Origin of the sequence: Phocaeicola coprocola DSM 17136 (assembly GCF_000154845.1) — a bacterium.
In the GTDB taxonomy this organism is placed as follows: Bacteria; Bacteroidota; Bacteroidia; order Bacteroidales; family Bacteroidaceae; genus Phocaeicola; species Phocaeicola coprocola.
Map to the genome: position 1 here is coordinate 1 of NZ_DS981453.1, position 24,498 is coordinate 24,498.

Sequence of the window (24,498 nt, forward strand, 5' to 3'; positions counted from 1 at the left end):
ATAGGTCGTAAAATTCGCCAGCCTAGCGGCTCTGCAGTAATAAATGAGTCTTGAAAGTTGTCATACTGCATGTCTGGTTATCCCGACACGCAAATAAATCGTCAGCATATAAGCATGTGTATGAATGACTTGCAAGAGGATATGGAATAGGCTATTCCGAGCCTCTTACATGCCGCTTTGGCCAAGTTGACAGCTGCGAGCGATGCATTGAAGTGAAAATCCAACTTCCTGAAGTCGGTTGACTGGCAGTTGGTGATTCCTGCATGCTGCTTGCCATCTCTAAAGCAAAATTCCAGTTGGAACCTGGTTCTGTAATAATCCAGCACCTCACGTCCATCCATGGAATCGTCTGTAGAGAAGTAAAGCTGCCACTTGTCTGTCCTCCCGTCCATCGGATACCAGACGGCTAAGGAAACATACCTTTTGAGAGCTTTTGCATATACCCTCAATCCGTATAGCTTTCCTTTGTTCACCTCGTATTCCTTGCACCGGGTCAAATCCAGATTGGCAAAGTCAATCCTGCCGTCAAACCACTTGGGATGACCACGTTTTCCTGTTTTCTGCTCCAATGTCGGATAGTACAGGATTACGTCATTCCGAAAGCGGCTGATGACATGGAAATCGTTCTCACACATAGGTGTTATGAATGTTTCCTTGGAAAAGAATGCGTCTGCAACCACCGTTCTGGACAGGCTCTGTAGCTTGTCTTTTCTACTGATAAGATAGCTGCTGTACCAGTCAACGAGGCTCTTGTCCATATTATCCAAGGTCTTACAATCCGGCGTCTGAATGGAACCTAAAGTCATGCATTCATGATTGTCGATGTCAATGACACCGATGCCCATGATTTCCAGTCCACGCTTGTATTCTCCTGCACAACCGGACCAGAAGTAACCTATCCAAGGTGTCTTCTTGCCTGATTTGGGAATATAGGAAGGATCGATGGCGATGGCTTTTCTTTTGCCTGTGAGATGCTTGCTGATGATAGAGCCGTTGAACGCAAACCAGTCGAAAGTTTCATGCTCAAAAAGGTTACGATAAGTCTGTTCTGAGAAACAGCCATATCTGCCCAATTGGAGGAAGTTTATACGATCCGGGATGGCCATGAATAATTTCATGGTGTCCATGAACGTTTTTTCAAAAGGTTTTTGTATATTCGCTACTGATTTGAGAGCCGACAGGCACTCGGATTGGTATTGCATAAGGAGTGTTTCTTTAGTCATAATCAGAAGAGTTGAGAGACTTCTAATTTACTAAAAAACCAGCGAATTATGCAATACTTTTTCACCTTTATTATCAGCAGGTTAGCACATTTTTTTCAGCACATTTCTTCATGCTTAACCATTCGTTTTAGACAACATTTCAATGACCTCTTTAGTGTTTCCGAACCGACTTTTGCCGGTTTTATTGTTTAACTTTTAATTTTTCGGTAAAAATTTACCGAAGTATTGTGAAAGTGGATAATATATATACATAATGTATATGTGTGGAATGTATTTGGAGGTAGATTGAACATTATCGGCTTTGGCTGTAAACTTTATTGGTTGTCAGTCGTTTTTATTATATAGATTAACCTAAATACTACAATTATGACACATGTAATGCCTCAATTAGCTTACGGGTTGGATGCACTTTCCCCGTACATGAGTAAAGAAACACTCGAATTTCATTATGGAAAACATCTGCAAACTTATGTAGATAATCTGAACAAGCTGATTCCCGGAACTCCTTACGAAGATATGCCTTTGGAAGAAATCTTGAAAAAAGCCGAAGGTGGAATATTCAACAATGCTGCGCAAGCGTGGAACCATACTTTTTTCTTTCAGAGTTTAACTCCCGGACAATCTGATATGCCAGCCAAACTGGTTGAGGCTCTTACAGAAAGTTTCGGTTCGGTTGACACGTTCAAGGAGCTGTTTACCAAGGCAGCTTTAGGATTGTTTGGCTCCGGTTGGGTATGGCTTGTAATGGATAAGGAACATAAACTTTCTATTGTTCAGGAGTCCAACGCAGGAAATCCTTTGACAGAAGGACTGACTCCTGTGATGGTAATAGATGTATGGGAACATGCCTATTACATTGATTACCGAAACCGTCGTGCCGCATATATTGAAGCTTTCTGGAAAGTTGTGGACTGGAATGTAGTAGCTGAACGTATTTAAAAGTACAGAAGTTATTGTTTAGATGATATACACCTGTTTCCTTTTATCGGGAACAGGTGTTTTTTTATGTCAGTTATTTCTGATTTGCACAAATTAAAAACTATCTGTACCTTTGTTTGGTTCGAAATACGTTTTAGTTTTATCAATCTAAATTTAAGCATATGAATACCACATTGTTATTTATGGGAATCGGTACCCAGGAACTGCTGTTTATAGCCTTGATTATACTTTTATTATTTGGGGGTAAAAAGATTCCTGAACTGATGAAGGGACTCGGAAAAGGCGTGAAAAATTTTAAAGACGGTATGAACGGGGTGGAAGAAAACTTGAAGGATTCTGCTGATAAACCAGAAAATAAGGAAAAATAAGATCGTGAAGGAGAAGAATGAATCGGAACTGACCTTTTGGGATCATTTGGATGAACTGCGGGCAACTCTCATGCGGATTGCATGTGTGGTTGTGGTGCTTATGTTGCTCTCTTTCTTTTTTAAAGATGAGCTTTTCCATATTATCCTTATGCCTAAAAATAGTGATTTTTATATTTATCGTTTTTTTGAATGGATAGGAACATCCTTGCATATACCCGGACTTGAAGCAAATGACTTTCATGTTCGTCTGATTAATACGAAACTGTCCGGTCAGTTTTTGATGCATATGAATGTTTCATTTTATGCAGGGATTATTCTGGCTTCTCCTTATATTCTTTACCAGCTTTTCAGATTTGTTTCCCCCGCATTGTATGAGAATGAAAAACGCTATTCTACGAGAGTTATCATATGGGGATATGTGCTGTTCCTTTTGGGAGTATTATTCAGCTATTTTCTGATATTTCCTTTTACTTTCCGTTTCCTTGCTCTTTATCAGGTCAGTCCTGAAGTCGAAAATACGATTATGCTAAGTTCCTATATTGATACGCTGACTATGCTAAGCTTGATGATGGGGATTACTTTCGAAATACCGATACTGGCATGGTTGTTCGCAAAACTAGGTTTTCTTACCGCCGACTTTATGACTAAGTATAGGAAACATGCTTTAGTCATTTCATTAGTCATAGCCGCTATCATTACTCCGACCTCTGATGTCGTAACTTTACTGATGGTTACTTTCCCGATGTTTGTATTGTATGAGGTCAGTATCTTTATCGTACGGCGTACTGGTAGAAAATGTAAATCGGAAATTATCTGATAGATAGTGCTTTATGAGGACTTGGCCTGATAGCCTTCCTGACATGCGGAAAGCTCAATAAAATTTGTACGAATTTTAAAAAAACATCGAGAAGAATTACTTGAAAGATGCTGATATTTTAGAAAAAACATCAGCATCTTTTTTGTTTCTGCTTTTCACGTCCCTCACATTTCTTATTGAAATACTTTTTTGAGCGTGTTGGCCAGAGTTGTATTTCCTTTGCCAAATTCGAACTTATTCTTGTTTAGCTTCTCCTTCTTCTATTTTTCGGGTAACAAACTGGATCTTTAAGTTTGCTTCTTTCTGTTCCTTACGTATTTCTTCCATTCCTGCAAGAATTCGTGCCAGATTGCTTACCTCTGTGATTGCTTTTATGTCATTGGCATACATCGTCGTTTTGTAGTTACGGTCGCCTATGAATTCCAGTTTGAGACTTTTCTTATCCTTATTGGCTGCGATGTAAGCTGCTACACCTCCGTCATTGCCTACTTTATAATCAGCCTTTTCTATGGCACGCCCTAAGTCTGTTGTTTCGTAGCTGTCTGTCGAAGCTGGAGTTTCGGCAAATGTATCATCGTTTGCACTTACTTTCACTGCAGTGTGGTGTATGTTGCCTCCTGCACAGTAAATAGATGTAAGCGACATTTCGCCCAGTTCGTTTACCTGTGCACGCAAGAAAGAGCGTCCGATGTTTTTTTCTACTACCTGCGACGGGTAGAAATAGTTTCCGATTTCCTGATAGGCAGTATCTTTCTCTAAAACGAAATTTCCCTTTATCGAGTCAAGCTCAGCTTGCTTGACGGTCATCATACTGTCCAGATAAGCCAGCGTCTTATGCTGTTCCTGCAAATCTATCTGTTGCATCAAATGGATTCCTGCCTTACGTACATCTACTGCCTTAGGATAATAGGTACGTATGCTGTCTATTTGTAGCCGGGCGAGGTTATAGTCGCCTGCTGCGAAAGCTAGTTCCGCGCGTTGGAAAAGTTTTCCGGCATTTTTACTGTCGCTATTGCATCCGGATAGTAGGAATGCTAAAGTTGCAGCTGCTAAGATTATCTTTTTCATATAATTAAGCGATTTATTGTGGAACAAAAATACAATTAAATCGCTTATTCTCTACGAGGCTTTTCATTTTTTTGTAATTTTGCACGCTAATTTTGTAATAGACATGGAATTGAAAGAACACTTTACAGGCAAAATATTCAATTTGATATCTGATACTGCTGATGAGTTAGGATTGGAATGCTATGTCGTGGGAGGTTATGTCCGCGATATTTTCCTGAACCGTCCTTCGAAAGATATTGATGTGGTAGTAGTAGGCAGCGGAATCGAAATAGCCGAAGCGTTCGGAAGAAAATTAGGACGTGGCGCTCATGTTTCTGTATTCAAGAATTTTGGTACGGCACAGGTGAAATATCATGACCTGGAAGTCGAATTTGTTGGAGCCAGAAAAGAATCGTATAGTCACGACAGCCGTAAGCCGGTAGTAGAAAACGGAACGTTGGAAGATGATCAGAACCGCCGAGACTTTACCATCAATGCGCTGGCTGTATGCCTAAACAAATCACGCTATGGAGAATTGGTCGATCCCTTTGGGGGACTGGACGACTTGAAAGAGCGTACCATACGTACTCCGCTTGATCCGGACATAACGTTCAGTGATGATCCTTTACGTATGATGCGCTGCATCCGTTTTGCTACTCAGCTGAATTTTTTCATTGAGGACGAAACGTTTGATGCGTTGGAACGTAACCGGGAACGTATTAAGATTATTTCTCGGGAGCGGATAGCTGATGAATTAAATAAGATCTTGCTTTCTCCTGTTCCTTCTAAAGGCTTTGTAGACTTAGACCGTTGCGGATTGTTGGAACTGATTTTCCCGGAATTTGTGGCCTTGCAAGGTGTAGAGGTAAAAAACGGAAGAGGGCATAAGGATAATTTCTATCATACATTGGAGGTGGTAGACAATATAGCAAAGGTTACTGATAATTTGTGGTTGCGTTGGGCTACTTTGCTTCACGATATAGGAAAACCTCGTACCAAACGTTGGGATTCCCGTATCGGATGGACATTCCATAATCATAATTTCGTCGGAGAGAAGATGATTCCTGATATATTCAGAAAGATGAAGCTGCCGATGAACGAAAAGATGAAATATGTTCAAAAGCTTGTAGGCTTACATATGCGCCCTATCGTAATTGCTGATGAGGAAGTGACTGATTCTGCCGTAAGACGCTTGCTTTTCGAAGCCGGTGACGATATTGATGACTTGATGCTGCTGTGCGAAGCAGATATTACATCGAAGAATGAAGTCCGTAAGCAACGCTTCCTTGATAACTTCAAGCTGGTTCGTCAGAAACTGAAAGATCTGGAGGAAAAAGACCGTATCCGAAATTTCCAGCCTCCTGTAGATGGTGCTGAAATTATGAAAGTTTTCAATTTGCAGCCCTGCCGCGAAATCGGTAGTTTGAAAAGTTCTATAAAGGATGCTATCCTGGATGGAGTGATTCCAAATGAACATGATGCTGCTTTTGAATATATGCTGAAGAAGGCAAAACAGATGGGACTGGAGCCTGTCAATTTATAACTTGTTATGCTCCCTGCTTTTACTCTTTTAACGCAGGGAGCGTAGCCGGTAAAAAGGAAAAAATATTCTTCTCTAAAGGCAATAAGAAATTAATTTAATTATCCAAATAGAAAAGTTGGTATAAATAATAGTTTGCCATTTATATGTCCTGTAGGTGCTTCTGGGTTATTTTTCTTTCTTAAAAGTTGTCCAATTTAGAAAATTATCAAGATTCTGATTTTTGTTTATTTCTTTAAAGCCATATCTTTGTATGGCTTTTTGCTAGGTAACAAAAGTGTTTCAAAAGGGAATGCCGTGAAAATCGGCAACAGTACCCGCTGCTGTGATTCTTAATGAACCGAAGGCAATGCATAAGCAAACCACTATTGTTTTTTTACAATGGGAAGGTGGCTGTCGGGGAGAGATCAGTCAGAAGACCTGCCGCAAAGAGCAAAGCCAACTTTTATATTAACTTATTCGTTACAAGCCAGTATGAATTTAACTGAAATCTGTATTATCAAGCGTGACGGGAAGCGGGAAAACTTTTCGCCTTCAAAGATTACAAATGCTATCAGTAAAGCGTTCAACGCAACGGGGATTGCTCATCAGGAAGAACTGATTGACGAGATTACACAGCGTGTTATCAATCATTTTGAGAATCCTACTATCGGAGTCGAAGAAATTCAGGACCTCGTAGAAACGGAATTGATGAAGGTACAGCCTGAAGTGGCTAAAAAATATATCATTTATCGCCAGTGGAGAAATACGGAACGCGATCGGAAAACTCAGATAAAGCATATCATGGATGGTATTGTTGCCATAGATAAAAATGATGTGAATCTGAGTAACGCCAATATGTCGAGCCATACTCCGGCCGGACAGATGATGACCTTTGCTTCGGAAATAACAAAGGATTATACCTATAAATATTTGTTGCCGAAACAATATGCTGAGGCACATCAGTTGGGAGATATACATATTCATGATCTGGACTATTATCCTACCAAGACTACGACGTGTATTCAGTACGATCTTGACGATCTGTTTGAACGCGGTTTTCATACTAAGAACGGAAGTATCCGTACACCTCAGTCTATTCAAAGCTACGCAACACTAGCTACAATTATATTCCAGACCAACCAGAATGAGCAGCACGGAGGACAGGCTATTCCGGCTTTCGATTTCTTCATGGCAAAAGGCGTATTGAAAAGTTTCCAGAAAGTCGTTGTTTCTTCTATTTCTTTTTATTTCGATATGAAAGGCATGGAAGTAGATGAGGCGAAGTTGCAGGCGTTGGTAAAACAGCATGTTGCTTCAATAGCTCCTTCTGAAGATGAAAAAAAGATTCTTCTTGCAGCATTTGCTGACCAGCAGATCAATCTTACTGCCGATGAACTGGAACATATTTTGAAAAAGGCTTATAGTCAGGTACGTAAAGATACTCATCAGGCAATGGAAGGGTTTATTCATAACCTGAATACGATGCATTCACGCGGAGGAAATCAGGTTGTGTTCAGTTCTATCAATTATGGAACAGATACTTCTGCCGAAGGACGAATGGTGATAGAAGAACTGCTGAAAGCTACTATTGAAGGTTTGGGTACGCGGGGAGAAGTACCTGTATTCCCCATTCAGATATTCAAGATAAAGGATGGTGTGTCTTATTCGGAAGCCGACTACAAACGGGCAATGGAAGACTTTGATGCGGCAATGGAAGGTAAGGTAGAGTTTGAAGCTCCTAATTTCGATTTGTTCCTGAAAGCTTGCCGTACTACGGCAAAAGCTTTATTCCCGAATTTTATGTTCCTTGATACTCCTTTCAACCAGCATGAAAAATGGGATGCCAGCGATCCAAAACGTTATCGCTATGAACTGGCAACAATGGGATGCCGTACGCGTGTCTTCGAAAACTTGAATGGAGAAAAGACTTCCTTGGGACGTGGTAACCTTTCGTTTACTACGATGAATCTTCCCCGACTGGCTATCGAAGCCCGCATCAAAGCAGAAAGCATGTCAGATTGCCAGAGTCAGGATGCAATAGAACGTCTGGCAAAAGAAATATTTATCAGTTCTGTGCATGATATGGCAGTCTTTATTGCAGAACAGCTGTATACTCGCTATCAATATCAGCGTACGGCACTGGCACGTCAGTTCCCTTTCATGATGAGTAACAATGTATGGAAGGGAGGAGGTAACCTGAATCCGAACGATGAAGTAGGTGATGTACTGAATCAGGGTACATTAGGTATCGGGTTTATAGGTGGCCACAATGCAATGGTTGCTTTATATGGTCAAGGACATGGTCATTGTCAGAAAGCCTGGGATACGCTTTACGAAGCAGTAGAAGAGATGAATCACGTTGCAGATGAATTTAAGCAGAAGTGTCATTTAAATTATTCTGTACTGGCAACCCCGGCAGAAGGACTTTCGGGACGTTTTACACGCATGGACCGTCGTAAATATGGAGTAATACCAGGAGTGACCGACCGTGATTACTATGTAAACTCTTTCCATGTAGACGTAAAAGAACCTATCACTATAGTAGAAAAAATAAAATGTGAAGCTCCTTTTCATGCTCTGACCCGTGGAGGCCATATTACTTATGTGGAGCTTGACGGAGAAGCACAGAAAAACGTCAAGGCAATTGCCAAGATTGTAAAAGTGATGCATGATGAAGGCATTGGTTATGGTTCTATCAATCACCCTGTTGATACATGTCATAATTGTGGCTATAAAGGAGTGATTTATGATAAATGTCCTATCTGTAACAGTGAGAATATTCTCCGGATGCGTCGTATAACCGGATATTTGACTGGTGATTTGAACAGTTGGAATTCTGCGAAACGTGCAGAGGAGCGTGACAGAGTAAAACACTGTTGATTAATTCGTTTGTTATTAAGGATAGAAGGCTTTTTAGATGCGGATTATCTGCCTGTAAGCAGGTTGTAGGTATATAAAAAGCCTTCTTTTTATTTCACTGGCAATTGGGAATAACTTATTCTTTATGCTACATTATTTATATACATATCCTGAAACAATTGTTGATGGTGATGGTATACGCTTTTCTATTTATCTATCGGGATGCAGACACCATTGCCGGGGATGTCATAACCCTGAATCCTGGAATCCTGCGTCAGGTCATCCTTTGACTCGTGAGAAGATAGAAGAATTTATTGAGGCTATTAATTCCAATCCTTTATTAGATGGAATTACCTTTTCGGGAGGGGATCCGTTTTATTCGCCGGAAGACTTTCTTCCTCTTATCAAGGAATTCAGTGAGCGTACCGGACAAAATATCTGGTGCTATACCGGATATACTTATGAAGAACTTTTGGAAGATCCTGTACGCAGACCTATATTGTCTTATATAAATGTATTGGTAGACGGCCGTTTTGAGCAATCCCTCTATTCTCCGAAGCTGGAATTCAGGGGAAGCAGTAACCAGAGAATCCTTAAATTGAAGTAAAAAAATGTTGCATGTTGTCTAATTTCGTTATCGCACACAAAAGAAAACTGTCGTTCCCATGATATAAATCAAGAAAACAAATACTTTGTGAAGAAAATAATTATATCTTATTGCTAATTAAACAGAAACATCTACCTTTGCGATGTGGTTGTGAAACCAGAATTAATTAAGATATAAAAGAAGGTATTAGAATAGATTTTTTAAGGTATTAGAAGTTAAGGTAAAAAAGCAATTTTAAGAAAAGGTATTAGAGATTTAAGGTATTAAGTTTTAGGTTTTTATTTTAAGGTATTAGGATAAAAGGTAATTGTTTTCAGGTATAGTTGAAATAGGATTAGGAAAATTGCTTTAAGGTAAAAAAGAAGAGAAAAGGATAACGTACACAACAACAACTAGATGAGTAAAAGATGCAAGAACCCTTAAATGGGGGTTCTTTAGGAAATCGGCGGTGTTCAAAATGTGAACAATCGCTTTTTTTATTGTTAAACGGTATAAATTTCGTACAATTGCTCTTACAATACTGTTTCTCCTTCCAAGAGCAATATTCATTTTCTGAAAAACTTAGTGCATGTTGATAAGAGGTATCTGTGTTTTTTAAAGTATTTTATCATTACTGTCCCGTAAAAGTGGATAAATAGTTCTTTGAAATAACTGAAATATAGCTTATTATACTCTATTTGTAAAGCGCGACGATTTGAAATTGTACCTTTGAAACCAAATCAAATGGCTTCAAATGAATCAAGACAAATATGTTTTCGCTCAATTGGTAGAGTTTTTGAACAACAATAAATTCAGAAGAATCGTGGACAAATACGATGGAAATCGTTACGTCAAACATTTCACTTGCTGGAACCAGCTTCTTGCTATGATGTTCGGACAGCTAAGCAATCGTGAGAGCCTACGCGACCTGATTGTTGCATTGGAAGCACATCAAGCCAAGTGTTATCATTTGGGATTGGGTCGTGAACCCTTGGCCAAACCACACTTGCATCAGCTAACCAAAATAGGGATTACAGAATCTTTGAAGATTTTGCATTCTTCATGATGAAAGAAGCCAGTGATAAACGAGCTACTCATATTCTGGATATCGAAGGAAAGAAGTACGCTTTTGATTCAACCACCATTCCGTTATGTTTGGCAACATTTCCTTGGGCTAAATTTCGAAGTAAAAAAGGTGGAGTCAAGGCACATGTCCTTTATGACATTGAGGCTCAGGTTCCGGCTTTTTTTACAGTAACCACAGCTTCAAAACATGACTCAACAGCAATGTCTGCAATTCATTATGAACCAAATGCATACTATATTTTTGATAGAGCGTATGATTCGTTTAAGGAACTATATCGGATTCATCTTACTGGCTCTTTCTTTGTCGTAAGAGCCAAGTCGAATCTTAAATTTAAGTTCTGCAAATGGAAACGCAGACTACCAAAGAATATACTATCTGATGCTGAAGTGAAATTATCAGGATATACCTCTGAAAAGAAGTATCCGGAATCATTCAGGATTATCAGGTTCTATGATGAAGAAGATGATCGTGAATTTACCTTCCTGACAAATGCCAAACATATATCTGCACTTGATGTAGCTAATCTCTATAAAAAGAGATGGCTTGTAGAACTGTTCTTCAAATGGTTGAAGCAGCACCTTAAAATCAAAAGGTTCTGGGGCACCACAGAAAACGCAGTCCGTATTCAGATAAGTGTGGCTATTATCACTTATTGTTTGGTAGCTATTATCCAACATGATTTGCACTTAAGCCGTTCGACCTATGAGGTCCTACAGATTTTGAGCATTTCATTAACGGATAAAACACCTTTACAAGAGTTGTTCAATAAGACTAATTTCAATGATGTCAAAGAGCAATTAAATCCCCTTTTCCCGGGGTTGTTTGATTAATATTTAATTCGTCCCGATTTTAACGGGACACTAATGGTATTTTATTTTAAATAACCGATAACTTCGTGTATCTTTGCGTCCAGATGAAAGTAAAAGCGCGCTATATACGCATTGGGGCAGTAGCTCTTTTAACCTTGTTTGTTGCTTATTATGCCATTTCGACATTATATGCGCACGTACATGAGGTGAACGGGACTTTTATTGTCCACTCGCATCCTTTTACTGAACATCATTCTCACTCAAGCGGGCAGGCACTGACACTGCATTTCTTATCAACATTTACTTCTGTAGGTTCAGACTCTATTGAATCGGCGTGTCCTGACTTGCCTTTACTCTGTTTATTAACTGGCAGCTTGTCTGCATTTCATGCCCTGTCTTCATTTGGAGATGGGATTTATCTACGTGCACCTCCCGTATATCTTTTCATTTGATTAAGCGAGAAACAGGAAACCAATTAAAATGCCTGTTCAAATAAATGCTGTCTGGCTTCTGTTGGACAGTTATCCTTCGTCTGCTTCTGTAAACTAGATGTGGAAAGGGGAAGATATGGAAAAATCTGAATCAGTCAGATCTGCTTCTGTGGTATTTATCTTGAATATTTAGAACGGGCTTTATTAAGTTAACGAACGAAAAGATTATACATGAAATATATTTTATTCATAATGGGATTGCTATGTTCTTATGTAAGCATGGCAATAGAGCCGGTTAAGGAAGGAAATGTTATAGCCGGACACGTGATAGAAAAAGGCTCGGAAAATAGTTTGCCTTATGCCACAGTGTTAATCGTAGAAACGGGAAAGGGTACAGTGACCGATGCGGAAGGATATTTCCGCTTTAAGGAAATTCCCGCCGGAGAATATACGCTGAAAGTACAGAGCATGGGGTATAATACTCAGACTAAAAAAATAACAGTCAGTAAGGATTTTACGGTAGATGTACATTTTGTAATGGAAGAAGAAACTATTATGACAGATGAAGTCGTAGTTTCGGCAAACAGAAATGAAACAAGCCGTAAAGTAGCTCCGGTGGTCGTGAATGTAATGAGTAACAAGTTATTTGAGGCTGTAAATTCTACAGATCTAGCAAAGTCATTGAATTATCAGTCAGGACTTCGTGTAGAAAATAACTGTCAGAACTGCGGATTCCCACAAGTGCGTATTAATGGACTGGAAGGACCATATTCCCAAATTCTGATAAATAGCCGTCCTGTAATGAGCGCCCTCTCGGGTGTATATGGCTTAGAGCAAATACCCACTAACATGATTGAGCGCGTGGAAGTGGTTCGTGGAGGTGGTTCTGCTTTATTTGGAGCCAATGCGGTAGGAGGAACAATTAATATTATAACAAAAGATCCGGTTAGTAATTCTTTTCAGGTTTCTTCTACAATGTCGAATCTGAACGGGAAAGTATGGGAGCAATATGTAGGCGCTAATGCCTCTTTGGTTTCATCGGACAATTCATATGGAATAGCCCTTTATCAGTCTTACCGTAACCGTAATCCTTATGATGCCGATAATGATGGTTTCTCGGAGCTTGGAAAACTGAATATGAATACGTTTGGTTTGCGTTCATATTATCGTCCTACTCAGTTTAGCCGTATCAGTCTGGAGTATCATACTACGAATGAGTTTCGCCGTGGGGGAAATAAATTCGACCTTCAGCCTCATGAAACAGATATAACAGAGCAGACTAAGCATATTATCAACAGCGGGGGACTGACGTATGATGTGTTTTTCAATGAATATCGCCATAAACTATCCGTTTATGGTTCTGCACAACATACAGATCGTAACAGTTATTATGGAGCAGATAAAAATGCCAATGCTTATGGAAAGACAAAAGACCTGACAGCTGTAGGAGGAGCAATGTATGTAGGGAATATGGATGATTGTCTTTTTTCGCCTGCCACGTTTACTGGAGGAGTTGAATACAATTATAATTCGCTGCATGATGTAATGACCGGATATAACCGTGACTTGCGCCAATATGTAAGAATCTTCAGCGGATTTGCTCAGAATGAATGGAAGATGACGTATTTTACACTTCTCGCAGGATTTCGTCTGGATAGGCATAATCTGATAGACAACATCATTTTCAGTCCACGCGTAAATTTGTTGTGGAAACCAACAGACAAGATACAGGGACGTTTAACCTGGTCTACTGGCTTCCGTGCACCCCAGGCTTATGATGAAGATTTACACGTAGCAGCCGTTGGCGGCGAAGCCATGATAATTCGTCTGGCAGATGGATTAAAGCCCGAACGTTCCAATAGTTTCAGTGGCTCTGTAGACTGGGGATTCAATTTTGGACATTTCCAGTCGAACTTGCTGGTTGAAGGATTTTACACATCCTTGGATAATGTCTTTTATCTGACAAAGGTTGGAACGGATGCTGATACGGGTGCCGAAATACAGGAAAGACGAAATGGATATGGTGCACGCGTGTATGGTGCAAATATTGATTATAAAATAGCTCACGGACGTGAAGCTCAGTTACAATTAGGATTTACAGTACAGCGCAGCCGGTATACAGAAGCTGTAAGCTGGAGTGAAGATCAGGATGTAGATCCTATAAAACGTATGCCTCGTACTCCAGATTACTATGGCTATTTTACGTTTACTTCTGCTCCGTTGAAGAATTTTGATTTTTCTCTTTCTGGTGTGTACACGGGAAAGATGGTGGTTCCTCATTTTGCTGGTTATATTGAAAAAGACCGTCTGGAGCATACACCCAATTTCATGGAACTGAACCTGAAGCTGAATTATACGTTTGTACTGAATGATCACTTGAAGCTTCAGCTGAATGGGGGAGTGCAGAATATGTTCAACGCATTCCAAAAAGATTTGGATAGAGGAGCTTTACGAGATTCAAAGTATTTCTATGGACCTACTCAACCGAGAACTTACTTTATTGGAGTTAAGTTTTTTAATTGATCCATTGCTAAACTGTTGTTTTTTGACATGGCATTAAACAAATAAATGAGACTCCAAATAAAAAACAGAGATAAGTTTACTTACAATCTATAAGTCACAACATAAAAATCTCCTGCTTTTAGTCCTATAATTGTAATAAATAAGGGCTAAAGCAGGAGTTTTTTATTACGGAGTTTCAATCTATAAGATTTTTACTTTTGCATTTCTATTTTGAGACAGCTTCATTTTGATTATTGATAAAAATATAGATTTTGAATTTTTATTTTACTACAATCTGTAATGAACCTTGATTCGTAAATGTTACATTATCTTTTTGTTCTTGAGTTACATATAAAGTTTGTAACTTCTGACGATCTACGTTACATGTCTTTAAATGAGGACAACCAGTGACATCTAAAGTTGTTAATTGGTCATAATAACCCATCCAAGAAGATAAACTAGCATTGATATCTGTGATATTATTACCTGATATTATCAAAGATGTTGCTTCTATATAATCTTGTAATCTTAATGAGGTTACAGGATTATCACCTATGATAACCGAAGTCAATGGATAGATTGATTCAATATTTAATTCTTTTACATGTTTAAGTTTAGATATATCTATTGTTGTTAGATTATTATATGCTAACCTTAAAACTTCAATTTGAGGAAATTGTTCTATTCCTTCAATTGATTCAATACCGTAGTTGCTCCAGCTGGTACCATCTAAATCAAGAATTGTTTCTTTTAGTCCTTTTTCTAATATTTCACATTGACTATTATCTTCTTCTCCTAATACAATCCAACCTTCAGCAGATAAGGCTTCTCTGAAATTTTTATCAGGAATTGTAGCCATAATAGGATTTGGATTTTGTTGTTTTATTGTAAGGGTTAGATCTATTTTTGTGTCTTTTAAGAAATAAATATCACTTCTTCTTGAAGCCATTGCTTCTGATACATGGAAAGTAAGGGTCTGTTTTTGTAAACCATCAACAGTTTCTCCCTTAGTAGTTTCTTTCAATTGAATCCATTCCGGTAACTCTCCCAGCTGATATTCTATGTTCGTTTTAATATTAAATTGTATGTCGCATTCTGATAAATCAGTTTCTTTGTATTCTTCTCCATCCGACAATATTCCGTCTAATTGAGCTTGTTGTATATTAATAGAAACAGATCTATTTTCACTTGTAATTTTTAAAGTAGAACTGCGTGATATATAAGTATCATTCGCATTAGCTTCTAGTACAAGAGTTCCTTTTCCAAAAGCTGATTCAAAACTTGAAACTTTTAGCCATTGATTCCCGTTATCGGAAAATTCATAGGATAAATTAGTTATATTGGTAGATAAGGAAATATTGATTGTATTCTTATCTGAATTTATAGATACATTATCTTCTGATAAAAGCTCTAACTTCATTGTTGGATTAGAAATAACAACAAGTTTCTTTACATTAGAGCCAGCAAATATTTTATAAGTATTTTCTAATTCTTTATCTGTTTCATTTGCTTCCACCTTAAAAGTTAAGGTTTGGCCGCTTTGACCTTTATTGCTAGAAGGAGTAGCCCATTCTACTTTAGGACCTACTAAAGTCCAATCTTCAGAACTTTCTATAGTTACTTCTAAATCCCCTCCCTGAGGTCCGGCCGATAAGGTATCAGCAGATAGGACGACAAAGTCTTCATTAAGATTTAGATTTTCATTGGAGTCATCATTAGAGCAACTGTATAATAGTCCAATAGTTGCTAATATTATGAGTATTTTTTTCATATGCAATTAAATTAAATAATTACCTAGAATATTGGGTTGTATCATTTTTCTTGTAGTAAAAAGTTGGATATTTTACTTCTTGGTTATAAAGTCCCCTCGATACATTTTGTATACGGTATACTTGACTTGCATATAATGAAGGATCTAATGCAAACCACATATAGAAACCGTAGCCGTCTTCTTTCACACTACGTGCATAATCTTCACTTGTATCCCCATATCCTCGTCTTAATTCGACAGACATTCCTGCACATTGTTTTTGGGTCATACCTGTCATTGGGCGTGTTGGTTGAGCATAGTCTGCAACTACGATATCTACAAAATTATTAGGGGTAATTCCATATACCGATGGACAATTTGATTCAAGACTTCCAAAATAGTAAACTGTTACATATTTATCAGGCATTGCTTTTTTGGTTTCGTATAATAATTTTGCACCTGCTTCTGATGATTTATAGGTTAACCAAGGATTATCTAAGTTTGGATAATTAGAATATTCATCATCAAAATTAACTCCATCTAAATTATATGCATTACAGATTGCTGCAAGTTCACGTGCAAACTCTTTACAGCCCATATCAGATAGCTGACATACTCCTGCTTCATCATGATTTCCAAGAACTCCAAGTAACACTTTTATACCGCGTTTTCTTAATGGTTGTAGATATTGCTCATTATTGTCTAATAGAAATTGAACATTCGGGTTGTTGTATACATATACTCTGCCCGTTTCTGCATTCCAGTTAATATTTGCTGCAAAAAGCACAACATAGTCAAAGAATAATTTTCCATCTTCTCGAATGAATTCAAGTGCATTTAATGGATTTGTATCATTCACTTCGAAATATAGAAAATTTTTCACAGCATCAGCTCCTTTGTCACAATCTGCTTCATTATGATAGTTTTTGATTAAGTAAATACAATGACTTGTAGAGGATAAGGAGATACCTTCTGTTGTAGTTGTTATCTTTAAGGGTAGCACATAGGTTGTTCCTTCCTCTAAATCTGTACTTGCTGGTTGAATTGTTAAATTAACAGCTAATGATTGTTTTTCATCAGGTGCCATTAGAATATTAGCTTCAGAAGCGCCATCTAAAGAAATCAGATTTTGAGGGAATAGCTTAAAATTGGTTCCGTGTTGTGTATTGTATTCATTTAAGTATTCTGCATCATAAGAAATGGCAAAATCAACTCCTTTCATTGGAGCTTTTGTCAGGTTTACACAAACAGAGGTTATGCATTCTTTCGTTCTAAGTTCTATAATGTTATTGGAAAGTCCACTATTTTTATCTTTTAGTGAAGCTTCAAGTTTTCCTATATTATTATATGAACTTTGATTTACGCTACCGACTACTAAATCATCTTCGCATGAAGTGAAAAGCAGCGATCCACATATTAAGACTAATGAAAATATTATTTTGTTCATAATTTTAAGATAAGGGGTTATTATTTTTCAGGCAAAGAAACTTTAGTCCATGTCAAATCATTTTCAGCAGTAATATTATTACCATTGGCTGTATAATCTTTTACTTGTTTTCCTGTGCCTTCATTAAATTTCCAATAAGCGACTAATCCTTCTGTTGATGGATCTACGTCATACATACTTGAAGCAATTTGTTCAGGAGTTCTTTGTATACTCCAAACTCGAAGTTCTGAAATTTCTCCATCAAGCCAACGGTCATCATTCCATGCTTTACCAACATAACAATCTCCATTGGTTAAGTTAACTGTACCCGATGCTTTTGAGTCTCGAGCCACTTCTTGTCCATTTGTATACATAATTCTATCACCCGTGGTTGCATCCCATACTGCAGCAACATGTACCCATTGGTCTACAGGTAGTCCTAATTCAGAATTTCCAGCAGGAAAATTGCCATTGGAATTTACCATTTGTACCTGATTTTGCGGAAATCCTGCATCACCAATACGAATGAGGAATTTTCCTTCAATACCGAAAATTGTACTCATTGCTTCTCCTTTTAAGTCATTAGATGTCCCAAAATCTCGTACTCTGATTAAAGCTTCTACTGTGATAGTTTTCATGGAACGTACCAAGTCTGGAGTATTCCAGTTGACTGGTAAATTGTTCTGGGCTATATCAGCTACTACATTAATTAAAGAAGCACCTTTGAAAATGAAATATGTCTTTGTTTTTGATGATAACACATCTATACCTTGTACATCAACCAACTCTATAGGCATTACATAAATGAGGTCACGATCTAGTCTTTCTAATCCTGTAAAAGTAACTGTTACAGGAGCAGATGTTGTACCTCCAACTTTTATTTTAGCTTCAGGATTCTCAATAATGCACATGTCTGATGGCAAAGGTTGAGCTTCTGCATTATAAATCATATTGTAGGTACTTGTTAAGGCTGGATTTGCTATAAATTTTCCTGTAATAGTTTCTGTTGCTTGTAAGGCTGTTGCAACAGTCAGTTCTCGTGTTTCTGTTACATTTTCAGAACCTGATTTAAAAACAAGTTCTTCTACGGGAGTTTCTACATTGATAAACAGTTTATTGTCAAAGTGATGCTCCTCTACGTCATTTGTATTACAGCTGATTAAAACGGTTGCCATACAAAAAGTGATAATATTTAATTTAAAGAGTTTCATAAATTGTCTATTAATTTAAGGGTGACGGATTCATTATAGAAATAGCTTCTTTAATGTTTTTATAATTGCTTTTTACACCAAAATAATAATCATTTTGAGAGCGAGAAATACATAGTCCAGTTTGAACGAAATTATTATTATTATTACTGATAACGGCTAATGCAGCACCTTTTACTGCGTACATTGGACTCCCATTTTCTTGGGCTTCAAAATAACCTGTTTGGTCTTTGCTATCTGTAAGTGAAGGAATGGTGACTCCATATATTATACGGCCAGTTGGAACACCTTCAACTAATGCCATATTTGTGGTAAACAATATGTCTTCACGATTTACTGCATCAACAACAGGGATGATTATAAAATTTGTTTTTTGTAATAAACTCTTGTCGTAAAGAAGATTTTGAGGTTTCCCTTCAAATATAAAAGTTGCATTAACATTTGTATTCTTCCATGCTTCAATTTTTCCAAAGAATATTTGCTGGCGTGCTTCTAACTGACTCTTTTCAGTTTCAGAAAGCGCTAATGGATCTATACCTGAATAGATTACGTTTATTCCATCATATTTATATTTAGAGAATAATCCTAAATAGTATTCCATTCGTTGTTCGCAAAACTCTAGGAAACGATCGGTTGTCATTTCTTCTTCTCCAGTATTCTCGTCTTGGACTTTTGTGTCTTCTTCTGGCGTTTCTTCATTTTCAAGCATAGCTTCATACTCTTTTTCTATGATAGAATAATCTATAGAATAAAGGGTATGCGTTCCTTTTAGACGTATTTTTTGCATATCATCAATGGTAACAGCATTAAGATTGTCTGCATTATTTAATATAACAAAATCAATACTATCTGGTAAGGCTGTAATACGCTCTCCTTGACCTGCAGGATCTGTTTCTTTATTGTCAAATTTTACAATGGTTACTTTATGTTCACTCTTTTTATATTCATTTAAGGAGCTGATATAGGCTTCATAAAGTGCCGGATTTTCTTCTTCTAAAGTTGGTGTTTTAATATTTAAACTTTCTGTTTCTGTCCAGTCTGAGCAAGAAAACAAAGCCATTGTAGCAATTACTGCAACTATAGATCTTTTTAACGGATTGTATTCTTTAATTTTCATAGAATTCATAATTAATAAGTTCTCTAAAATTAATTGTTTCTTGGTTTACAAGCCCACCAAACGTCTACGCTCATGTTGTCAATTCCTTTTAAATATTGGTTGACTGCATTTTGTACGTTTTCAGTATTGCTTGTATATTCTTCTAGTGGATATGGCATACGACGGACACCACGATTGCTGTTGACTATACCTCCACTAAGATTACCTTCCGTTGTTGCAGGTATTAATTTAGGATATCCTGTACGGCGATAATCGGCCCATGCTTCGTTTCCAAGCATCCAGTTGGCAATCCATTTCTGAGTAATAATTCTTTCTTGTTTTTTTTCTAAGTCAGCATTTTCGTCCCATTTTATGGTTATATCTGATATGGTTGATTCATGTGAATTAAGACCTGCTGGGTCTGTATAGTTTTCTGGAACGCTTGTTCCGTCTTCTATATATTGTTCATATCCACTAACCCCTAATTGCTCAAAAGAAAGTCTGATTCCCTCATTATAGAAGTCCTTAGCTTCACCTCCCATATTAAAACCGAAGATAGCTTTCCCTTCTGCACGTAAGAACGCTATTTCTGCTGCATTCATCCACATAACGGGTGCTGAAGCTGAAATGTTAACTCTTGAGTATTTTGAAAAGTAACTATCGGCTTTTTTCATATTAATGCCCCTGCGTAGGCCTACATATTCTTTTCCACTCCATCCTGAAGGTTCGAAATATGAAGCACGACGGGGATCGTTATATCCATTCATGTAACAAACGATATCAGCTGCAACATGTGTATCACCTCCTGTTTGTTCTTCATTGTATCTTACCGCTGTGTAAAGAGGGTTACTGATTGTACTAAAATAATTCCAAGCAGCATTATCTTCATTTTTGGTAATAACACCGAATTCCTGTGTGATTGCACTTTCTGCCATTTCTCTAGCTTTGTTTATATCTGCATAAGCAATGCGAATGGCTAGACGTAGTTTTAAGGAATTGGCGAATTTGATCCATTTTTGAACATCTCCACTATAGACGTAGTCAGCTGTTGGAACAAGTTTAGCATCACTATTAGCTGTCAATGTTTCAATGGCACCGTTCAGCTCTTCAAAGAATTTATTATAGACATCTGCTTGAGAATCATATGGGGTTGTGATCTTACCGTCTTCTCCAATTTGGGAATAAGGTATTGCTCCATAAGTATCGGTGACACGACTCATTGCTGCAACTTTTATAATTTGAGCAATTGCATATGGCACTGGGTTCTCCGTAGATTCTGAAACAATTTTTACAGCGTTGAGATTGGTATATAAGGTTGGTATAATGCGGTCGCTCATCATAAATACACGGGTCCAGTCATTCTTTGCATTATAATTAGAGATTGTGTTAGACCATCCTGAATTAGAATCGGCAAAGTATCCTCCCATCGGACCTCCCAATAAACAATCTGTGAATTGGGCTGTATTTACATCAGATGAAATAACGGTACTGGCAAGGTTACTCATTGCTGAACCTAAGGCATAATCATCTGGATTTAAATCTCCTGGTTGATATGGGTTGGAATTTATATCAAAATATTTATCTGTGCATGAAGTGGCAGTTAAAAGTAAAGCTCCAACTACAAACTTGTTGATTATATATTTTTTCATACCTATTAATTGTTAAAATTTAAAGTTCAGGTTAAATCCAATATTACGTAATGCAGGCATCATGAAATAATCGATTCCCTGATAAAAATTGTCTGTAGAGGCAATACTTTCTGGATCGAATGGAGCTTTATTATAGATCATCCAAAGATTACGACCTACCAAAGATACTCTGATGTCACATATGTCACGCAGCCATTTTCTTGGGAATGTGTATCCTATAGATACCTCCTGTAAGCGTACGTTTGTAGCGGAATAAGTGTAATATTGTGGAACGGATGTGCCACCACCAATTACATTATACCAGGTTTCTGGATTTATATGATCATTATCATTTATTATGACATATCCTTGGTCGCGGGCTGTTGCTGTAGCTTCGGAAACGCCAAAATAATCAAGCATAGCTTGAGTACGAGAGAATACAATGCCACCTAAGCGTGCTGTAACTAAGAAGCCGACGTTGAAATTCTTCCAATTAAAGTTATTTCTCCATGATAGATTACCTTTAGGTAATACACTTCCTAATTTTATGTAGTTATTAGGATTACTGATTGTTTCTGTTGCTATCTGACCATTAGCATCTACATATATTTTCCCATTGGCATCACGTTGCAAATCAATCAGAGAGTATAAATCTCCCATGGTTCCACCTTCTCTCAATAAGAATTTAGCTTCACCTAATCCACCCATATCTAATGTAGAAATAGATATTGGTTCACCTGTTGCTGGATTTATAGCGTTATCAGCTAATTCCAAAATTTTATTTCTATTCATAGAGTAGGTGAGACCTGTTTCCCATGTGAAGTTGTTCCAAGTATTTTTATATCCTAACGAAAGTTCAAGACCTTGATTTCTGACAGCACCAGTCTGAAGATAAATGGCTGAATATCCATTTACTGGTAGTTCTGGATTAAATGTCTGATTCATTGTCTTGGCATTATAATATGTTATGTCAAGATCAAAACTTTTCAAGAATTTCATTGTCAAACCTACTTCGAAAGAGTTTGTTCTTTCTGGTTTTAGGTTATATGCTGGATATTGGGTGGTGTTACTCCACTGTCCTGATCCTCCTACGGGATTCCACTCATAACGTGGATTAGCCAAATATCTAGCAAATGGGTTACCTACAGATGCCCACGAACCACGGATCTTCATGTATGATAAGTAATCCTTGTTTAAGTTAGGCATGAGCTCTGATAAAACTACAGAAGCACCGATTGACGGATAGAAGAATGATTTGCTTACTGATTTGGGACCAGCTAATTGTGAGGGCCAATCATTACGTCCTGTTACAGTTAAATAATAGGTACTCTTATAACCGATTTCGGCAGATGCAAAAATTGATTGTGTTTGTTCACGCCATCCTTCATTTAAGCGTTCGGTATTTTTTGCACTTAGGTTTTGGATAACGAACCAGTTTGTTAATCCGACAGGCTCTCCTGTAAATGAGTCGGAACCGTCTGCAATAGGCCCGCGTACTTTCATCAAATCATAACGTAAGTCTGAGAAAGAGGCTCCTAAGTTAGCTTGCAAGCTCCAATCTTCACCGAATGTTTTATTAATATTGATTAGAAAATCTGCATATAGTTGCTTATCTTCTGATTTTGATTGTCCATACAAGCCACGACTTGACTTTTCTGTCAACTGAGTATTGGTTGTTGCATAAAATTTTTCGGTATAATTGGTTGATGTATTATCTAAGCGGACACGACCAGCTATGTTTAACCAGTCAAAAATTTGATAACTTAAACCAGCGTTTAGCATGTAACGGTCTTTCTTGTTTTCGCGTAAGTTTCGATAGTTAATCCAATAAGGGTTCTGCATCGCAATAGCAGCATCCCCAACAGGCCAATATTGGGTATAAATTTTGCGAGCAGGGTCGTAGCGTTCGTACATTTTGATATCTTCCCAATCATAGCCTCTCGGTATTAAATATGCTCCAACAAGAGGATTGTTATAGGTACCTTGATTTGTCATGTTTCGGTCGTTCTGAAGAATATAACTTGCACTGACATCAAGTTTCATTTTGTCATTGAGGAATGATGTTGTATTACGGACTGTAAAGTTGTAACGATTATATTTATTATTAGGAACAATGCCTTTGGAGTTTACAGCAGCAGCAGAGGCATAAGTTTGATTTTTTTCTGTTCCCGTTGAGAAAGAAATGCTTTCTGTTCCAGTAATTCCTGTCTGGAAATAATCGTCTTTGGGAGAATAATTGAAGGCATTAGCTTCAGTTAGTTTACCTCCCCAACTTAAGATACCAGAGTCGCTTAATACGCCTCCAATTCCAGTACCATAGCGATTTTGAAATTCGGGCATGACGAATGGTGAAGAAAATTCAGTATTGCTGTTTACAGTAATGCTCATTTTCCCTTCCTTTCCTTTTTTGGTTGTGATAACAATAGCACCGTTTGCTGCATCAGAACCATAAAGTGCTGCAGCAGCTGCACCGGTCAGTACAGACATTGATTCGATATCTTCTGGATTGATATCTGCAATGGGTTCGGTTGCTCCTTGTGAGTTAAACTCTGTTCCTCCTTTATTACTTCTGCCAGAAAAGATAGGGACACCGTCAATTACATAAAGAGCATTTGATGATTGCATAATGGATTTAGTACCACGCATTACAACTTTCGATACACCACCAATACCTGAAGAGGAAGCATTAATATTAACACCCGCAACTTTTCCACTTAAAGAATTAACGAAGTTTACATCTTTATTAGTTGTAATGTCTTCAGCGTTTACTTGCTGTACATTATATGACAAGGCTTTTTCTGAACGTTTGATACCTAATGCTGTAACAACAACTTCTTCCAGCACTTCAGTATCTTCTTTCATTGTAATGTCAATTACATTTTTACCTGCTACTGACATTTCTACAGTTTGGTACCCTACATAAGAATACTGCAGCACTGCAGCATCGGGTACTGACAATGAGTAGTTACCGTCAAAGTCAGTGATAGCACCGTTAGTTGTGCCTTTTTCAATTACTGTTACACCGATTAATGGTTCTCCTTTCGCATCTATGATTCGTCCGGTTACTGTTTTGGTCTGCTGTTGTGCAGCTTTTAATGATGTTGACGAAGCGGAAGGAGAAGTAGAAGCTTTTGATAAATATACAACATTCTCATCAACTCTGTAGCTAATGCCTTTACCAGCCAATGCGGTATTTAAGA

Annotated in this window: 15 protein-coding genes, 2 pseudogenes and 1 riboswitch; of the genes and pseudogenes, 9 read left to right on the forward strand and 8 right to left on the reverse strand. The window is 37.8% G+C overall.

The genetic code is table 11. The features are described from left to right. Positions 1 to 80 precede the first annotated feature (80 nt). Positions 81 to 1,223 (reverse strand): annotated as a pseudogene (locus tag BACCOP_RS03605) (transposase); the annotation flags it as partial. 366 nt (positions 1,224 to 1,589) lie between these two features. On the opposite strand from BACCOP_RS03605, the gene BACCOP_RS03610 reads away from it, so the two are divergent. From BACCOP_RS03610 to tatC, 3 genes are all read left to right on the forward strand, one after another. Beyond that, positions 1,590 to 2,162, forward strand: coding sequence for a superoxide dismutase (locus tag BACCOP_RS03610; RefSeq protein ID WP_007566416.1), 573 nt, complete (start codon positions 1,590 to 1,592; stop codon positions 2,160 to 2,162). Positions 2,163 to 2,323: 161 nt separating this feature from the next. Beyond that, positions 2,324 to 2,530: a Sec-independent protein translocase subunit TatA/TatB gene (locus tag BACCOP_RS03615; protein ID WP_040311783.1), complete on the forward strand. Its 207-nt coding sequence runs from the start codon at positions 2,324 to 2,326 to the stop codon at positions 2,528 to 2,530. 4 nt (positions 2,531 to 2,534) lie between these two features. Next, positions 2,535 to 3,347, forward strand: a complete 813-nt coding sequence (tatC, locus tag BACCOP_RS03620; protein ID WP_007566421.1) for a twin-arginine translocase subunit TatC — start codon at positions 2,535 to 2,537, stop codon at positions 3,345 to 3,347. 234 nt (positions 3,348 to 3,581) lie between these two features. Here the strand turns inward: tatC and BACCOP_RS03625 are convergent, their stop codons facing one another. Next, the gene (locus BACCOP_RS03625) at positions 3,582 to 4,415 is read right to left on the reverse strand and encodes a hypothetical protein (RefSeq protein WP_007566425.1); all 834 of its coding nucleotides are present in this window, start codon (positions 4,413 to 4,415) and stop codon (positions 3,582 to 3,584) included. Positions 4,416 to 4,518: 103 nt separating this feature from the next. Between BACCOP_RS03625 and BACCOP_RS03630 the strand changes: the two genes are divergently transcribed. The 6 genes and pseudogenes from BACCOP_RS03630 to BACCOP_RS03650 all read left to right on the forward strand — a co-directional run bounded on the left by BACCOP_RS03630 (position 4,519) and on the right by BACCOP_RS03650 (position 14,211). Then, positions 4,519 to 5,937, forward strand: a complete 1,419-nt coding sequence (locus tag BACCOP_RS03630; protein ID WP_040311784.1) for a CCA tRNA nucleotidyltransferase — start codon at positions 4,519 to 4,521, stop codon at positions 5,935 to 5,937. 244 nt (positions 5,938 to 6,181) lie between these two features. After that, a riboswitch (cobalamin riboswitch) is annotated at positions 6,182 to 6,376 on the forward strand. A gap of 32 nt (positions 6,377 to 6,408) precedes the next feature. Then, on the forward strand, positions 6,409 to 8,796 hold the full coding sequence (locus BACCOP_RS03635; protein WP_040311790.1) for an anaerobic ribonucleoside triphosphate reductase: 2,388 nt from the start codon (positions 6,409 to 6,411) through the stop codon (positions 8,794 to 8,796). 124 nt (positions 8,797 to 8,920) lie between these two features. Further along, the gene (gene nrdG, locus BACCOP_RS03640) at positions 8,921 to 9,382 is read left to right on the forward strand and encodes an anaerobic ribonucleoside-triphosphate reductase activating protein (RefSeq protein ID WP_022125275.1); all 462 of its coding nucleotides are present in this window, start codon (positions 8,921 to 8,923) and stop codon (positions 9,380 to 9,382) included. Between the two features lie 733 nt (positions 9,383 to 10,115). Next, positions 10,116 to 11,278, forward strand: a pseudogene (locus tag BACCOP_RS03645) (IS4 family transposase). Positions 11,279 to 11,361: 83 nt separating this feature from the next. Continuing rightward, positions 11,362 to 11,709 (forward strand): hypothetical protein, encoded by a 348-nt coding sequence (locus tag BACCOP_RS20370; protein WP_147334968.1) that lies wholly within the window; start codon positions 11,362 to 11,364, stop codon positions 11,707 to 11,709. 210 nt (positions 11,710 to 11,919) lie between these two features. Next, positions 11,920 to 14,211, forward strand: coding sequence for a TonB-dependent receptor (locus BACCOP_RS03650; RefSeq protein WP_040311785.1), 2,292 nt, complete (start codon positions 11,920 to 11,922; stop codon positions 14,209 to 14,211). A gap of 259 nt (positions 14,212 to 14,470) precedes the next feature. Here the strand turns inward: BACCOP_RS03650 and BACCOP_RS03655 are convergent, their stop codons facing one another. Genes BACCOP_RS03655 through BACCOP_RS03680 form a run of 6 tightly spaced genes read right to left on the reverse strand, consistent with a single transcriptional unit; the run spans position 14,471 to position 24,484 of the window. Continuing rightward, positions 14,471 to 15,961 carry a BACON domain-containing protein gene (locus tag BACCOP_RS03655; RefSeq protein ID WP_007566441.1) on the reverse strand — a complete coding sequence of 497 codons (1,491 nt, stop codon included), beginning with the start codon at positions 15,959 to 15,961 and terminating at the stop codon, positions 14,471 to 14,473. Between the two features lie 19 nt (positions 15,962 to 15,980). Further along, positions 15,981 to 17,387: a BT_3987 domain-containing protein gene (locus tag BACCOP_RS03660; protein WP_007566443.1), complete on the reverse strand. Its 1,407-nt coding sequence runs from the start codon at positions 17,385 to 17,387 to the stop codon at positions 15,981 to 15,983. Positions 17,388 to 17,407: 20 nt separating this feature from the next. Further along, a complete protein-coding gene (locus BACCOP_RS03665; RefSeq protein WP_007566445.1) occupies positions 17,408 to 18,577 on the reverse strand; it encodes a DUF1735 and LamG domain-containing protein in 1,170 nt (389 codons plus the stop codon). A gap of 10 nt (positions 18,578 to 18,587) precedes the next feature. Then, on the reverse strand, positions 18,588 to 19,691 hold the full coding sequence (locus BACCOP_RS03670; RefSeq protein ID WP_177593976.1) for a glycoside hydrolase family 18: 1,104 nt from the start codon (positions 19,689 to 19,691) through the stop codon (positions 18,588 to 18,590). A gap of 29 nt (positions 19,692 to 19,720) precedes the next feature. Further along, the gene (locus BACCOP_RS03675; protein ID WP_007566449.1) at positions 19,721 to 21,319 is read right to left on the reverse strand and encodes a RagB/SusD family nutrient uptake outer membrane protein; all 1,599 of its coding nucleotides are present in this window, start codon (positions 21,317 to 21,319) and stop codon (positions 19,721 to 19,723) included. Positions 21,320 to 21,331: 12 nt separating this feature from the next. After that, positions 21,332 to 24,484: a SusC/RagA family TonB-linked outer membrane protein gene (locus tag BACCOP_RS03680; protein ID WP_007566452.1), complete on the reverse strand. Its 3,153-nt coding sequence runs from the start codon at positions 24,482 to 24,484 to the stop codon at positions 21,332 to 21,334. Between the last annotated feature and the right edge of the window lie 14 nt (positions 24,485 to 24,498).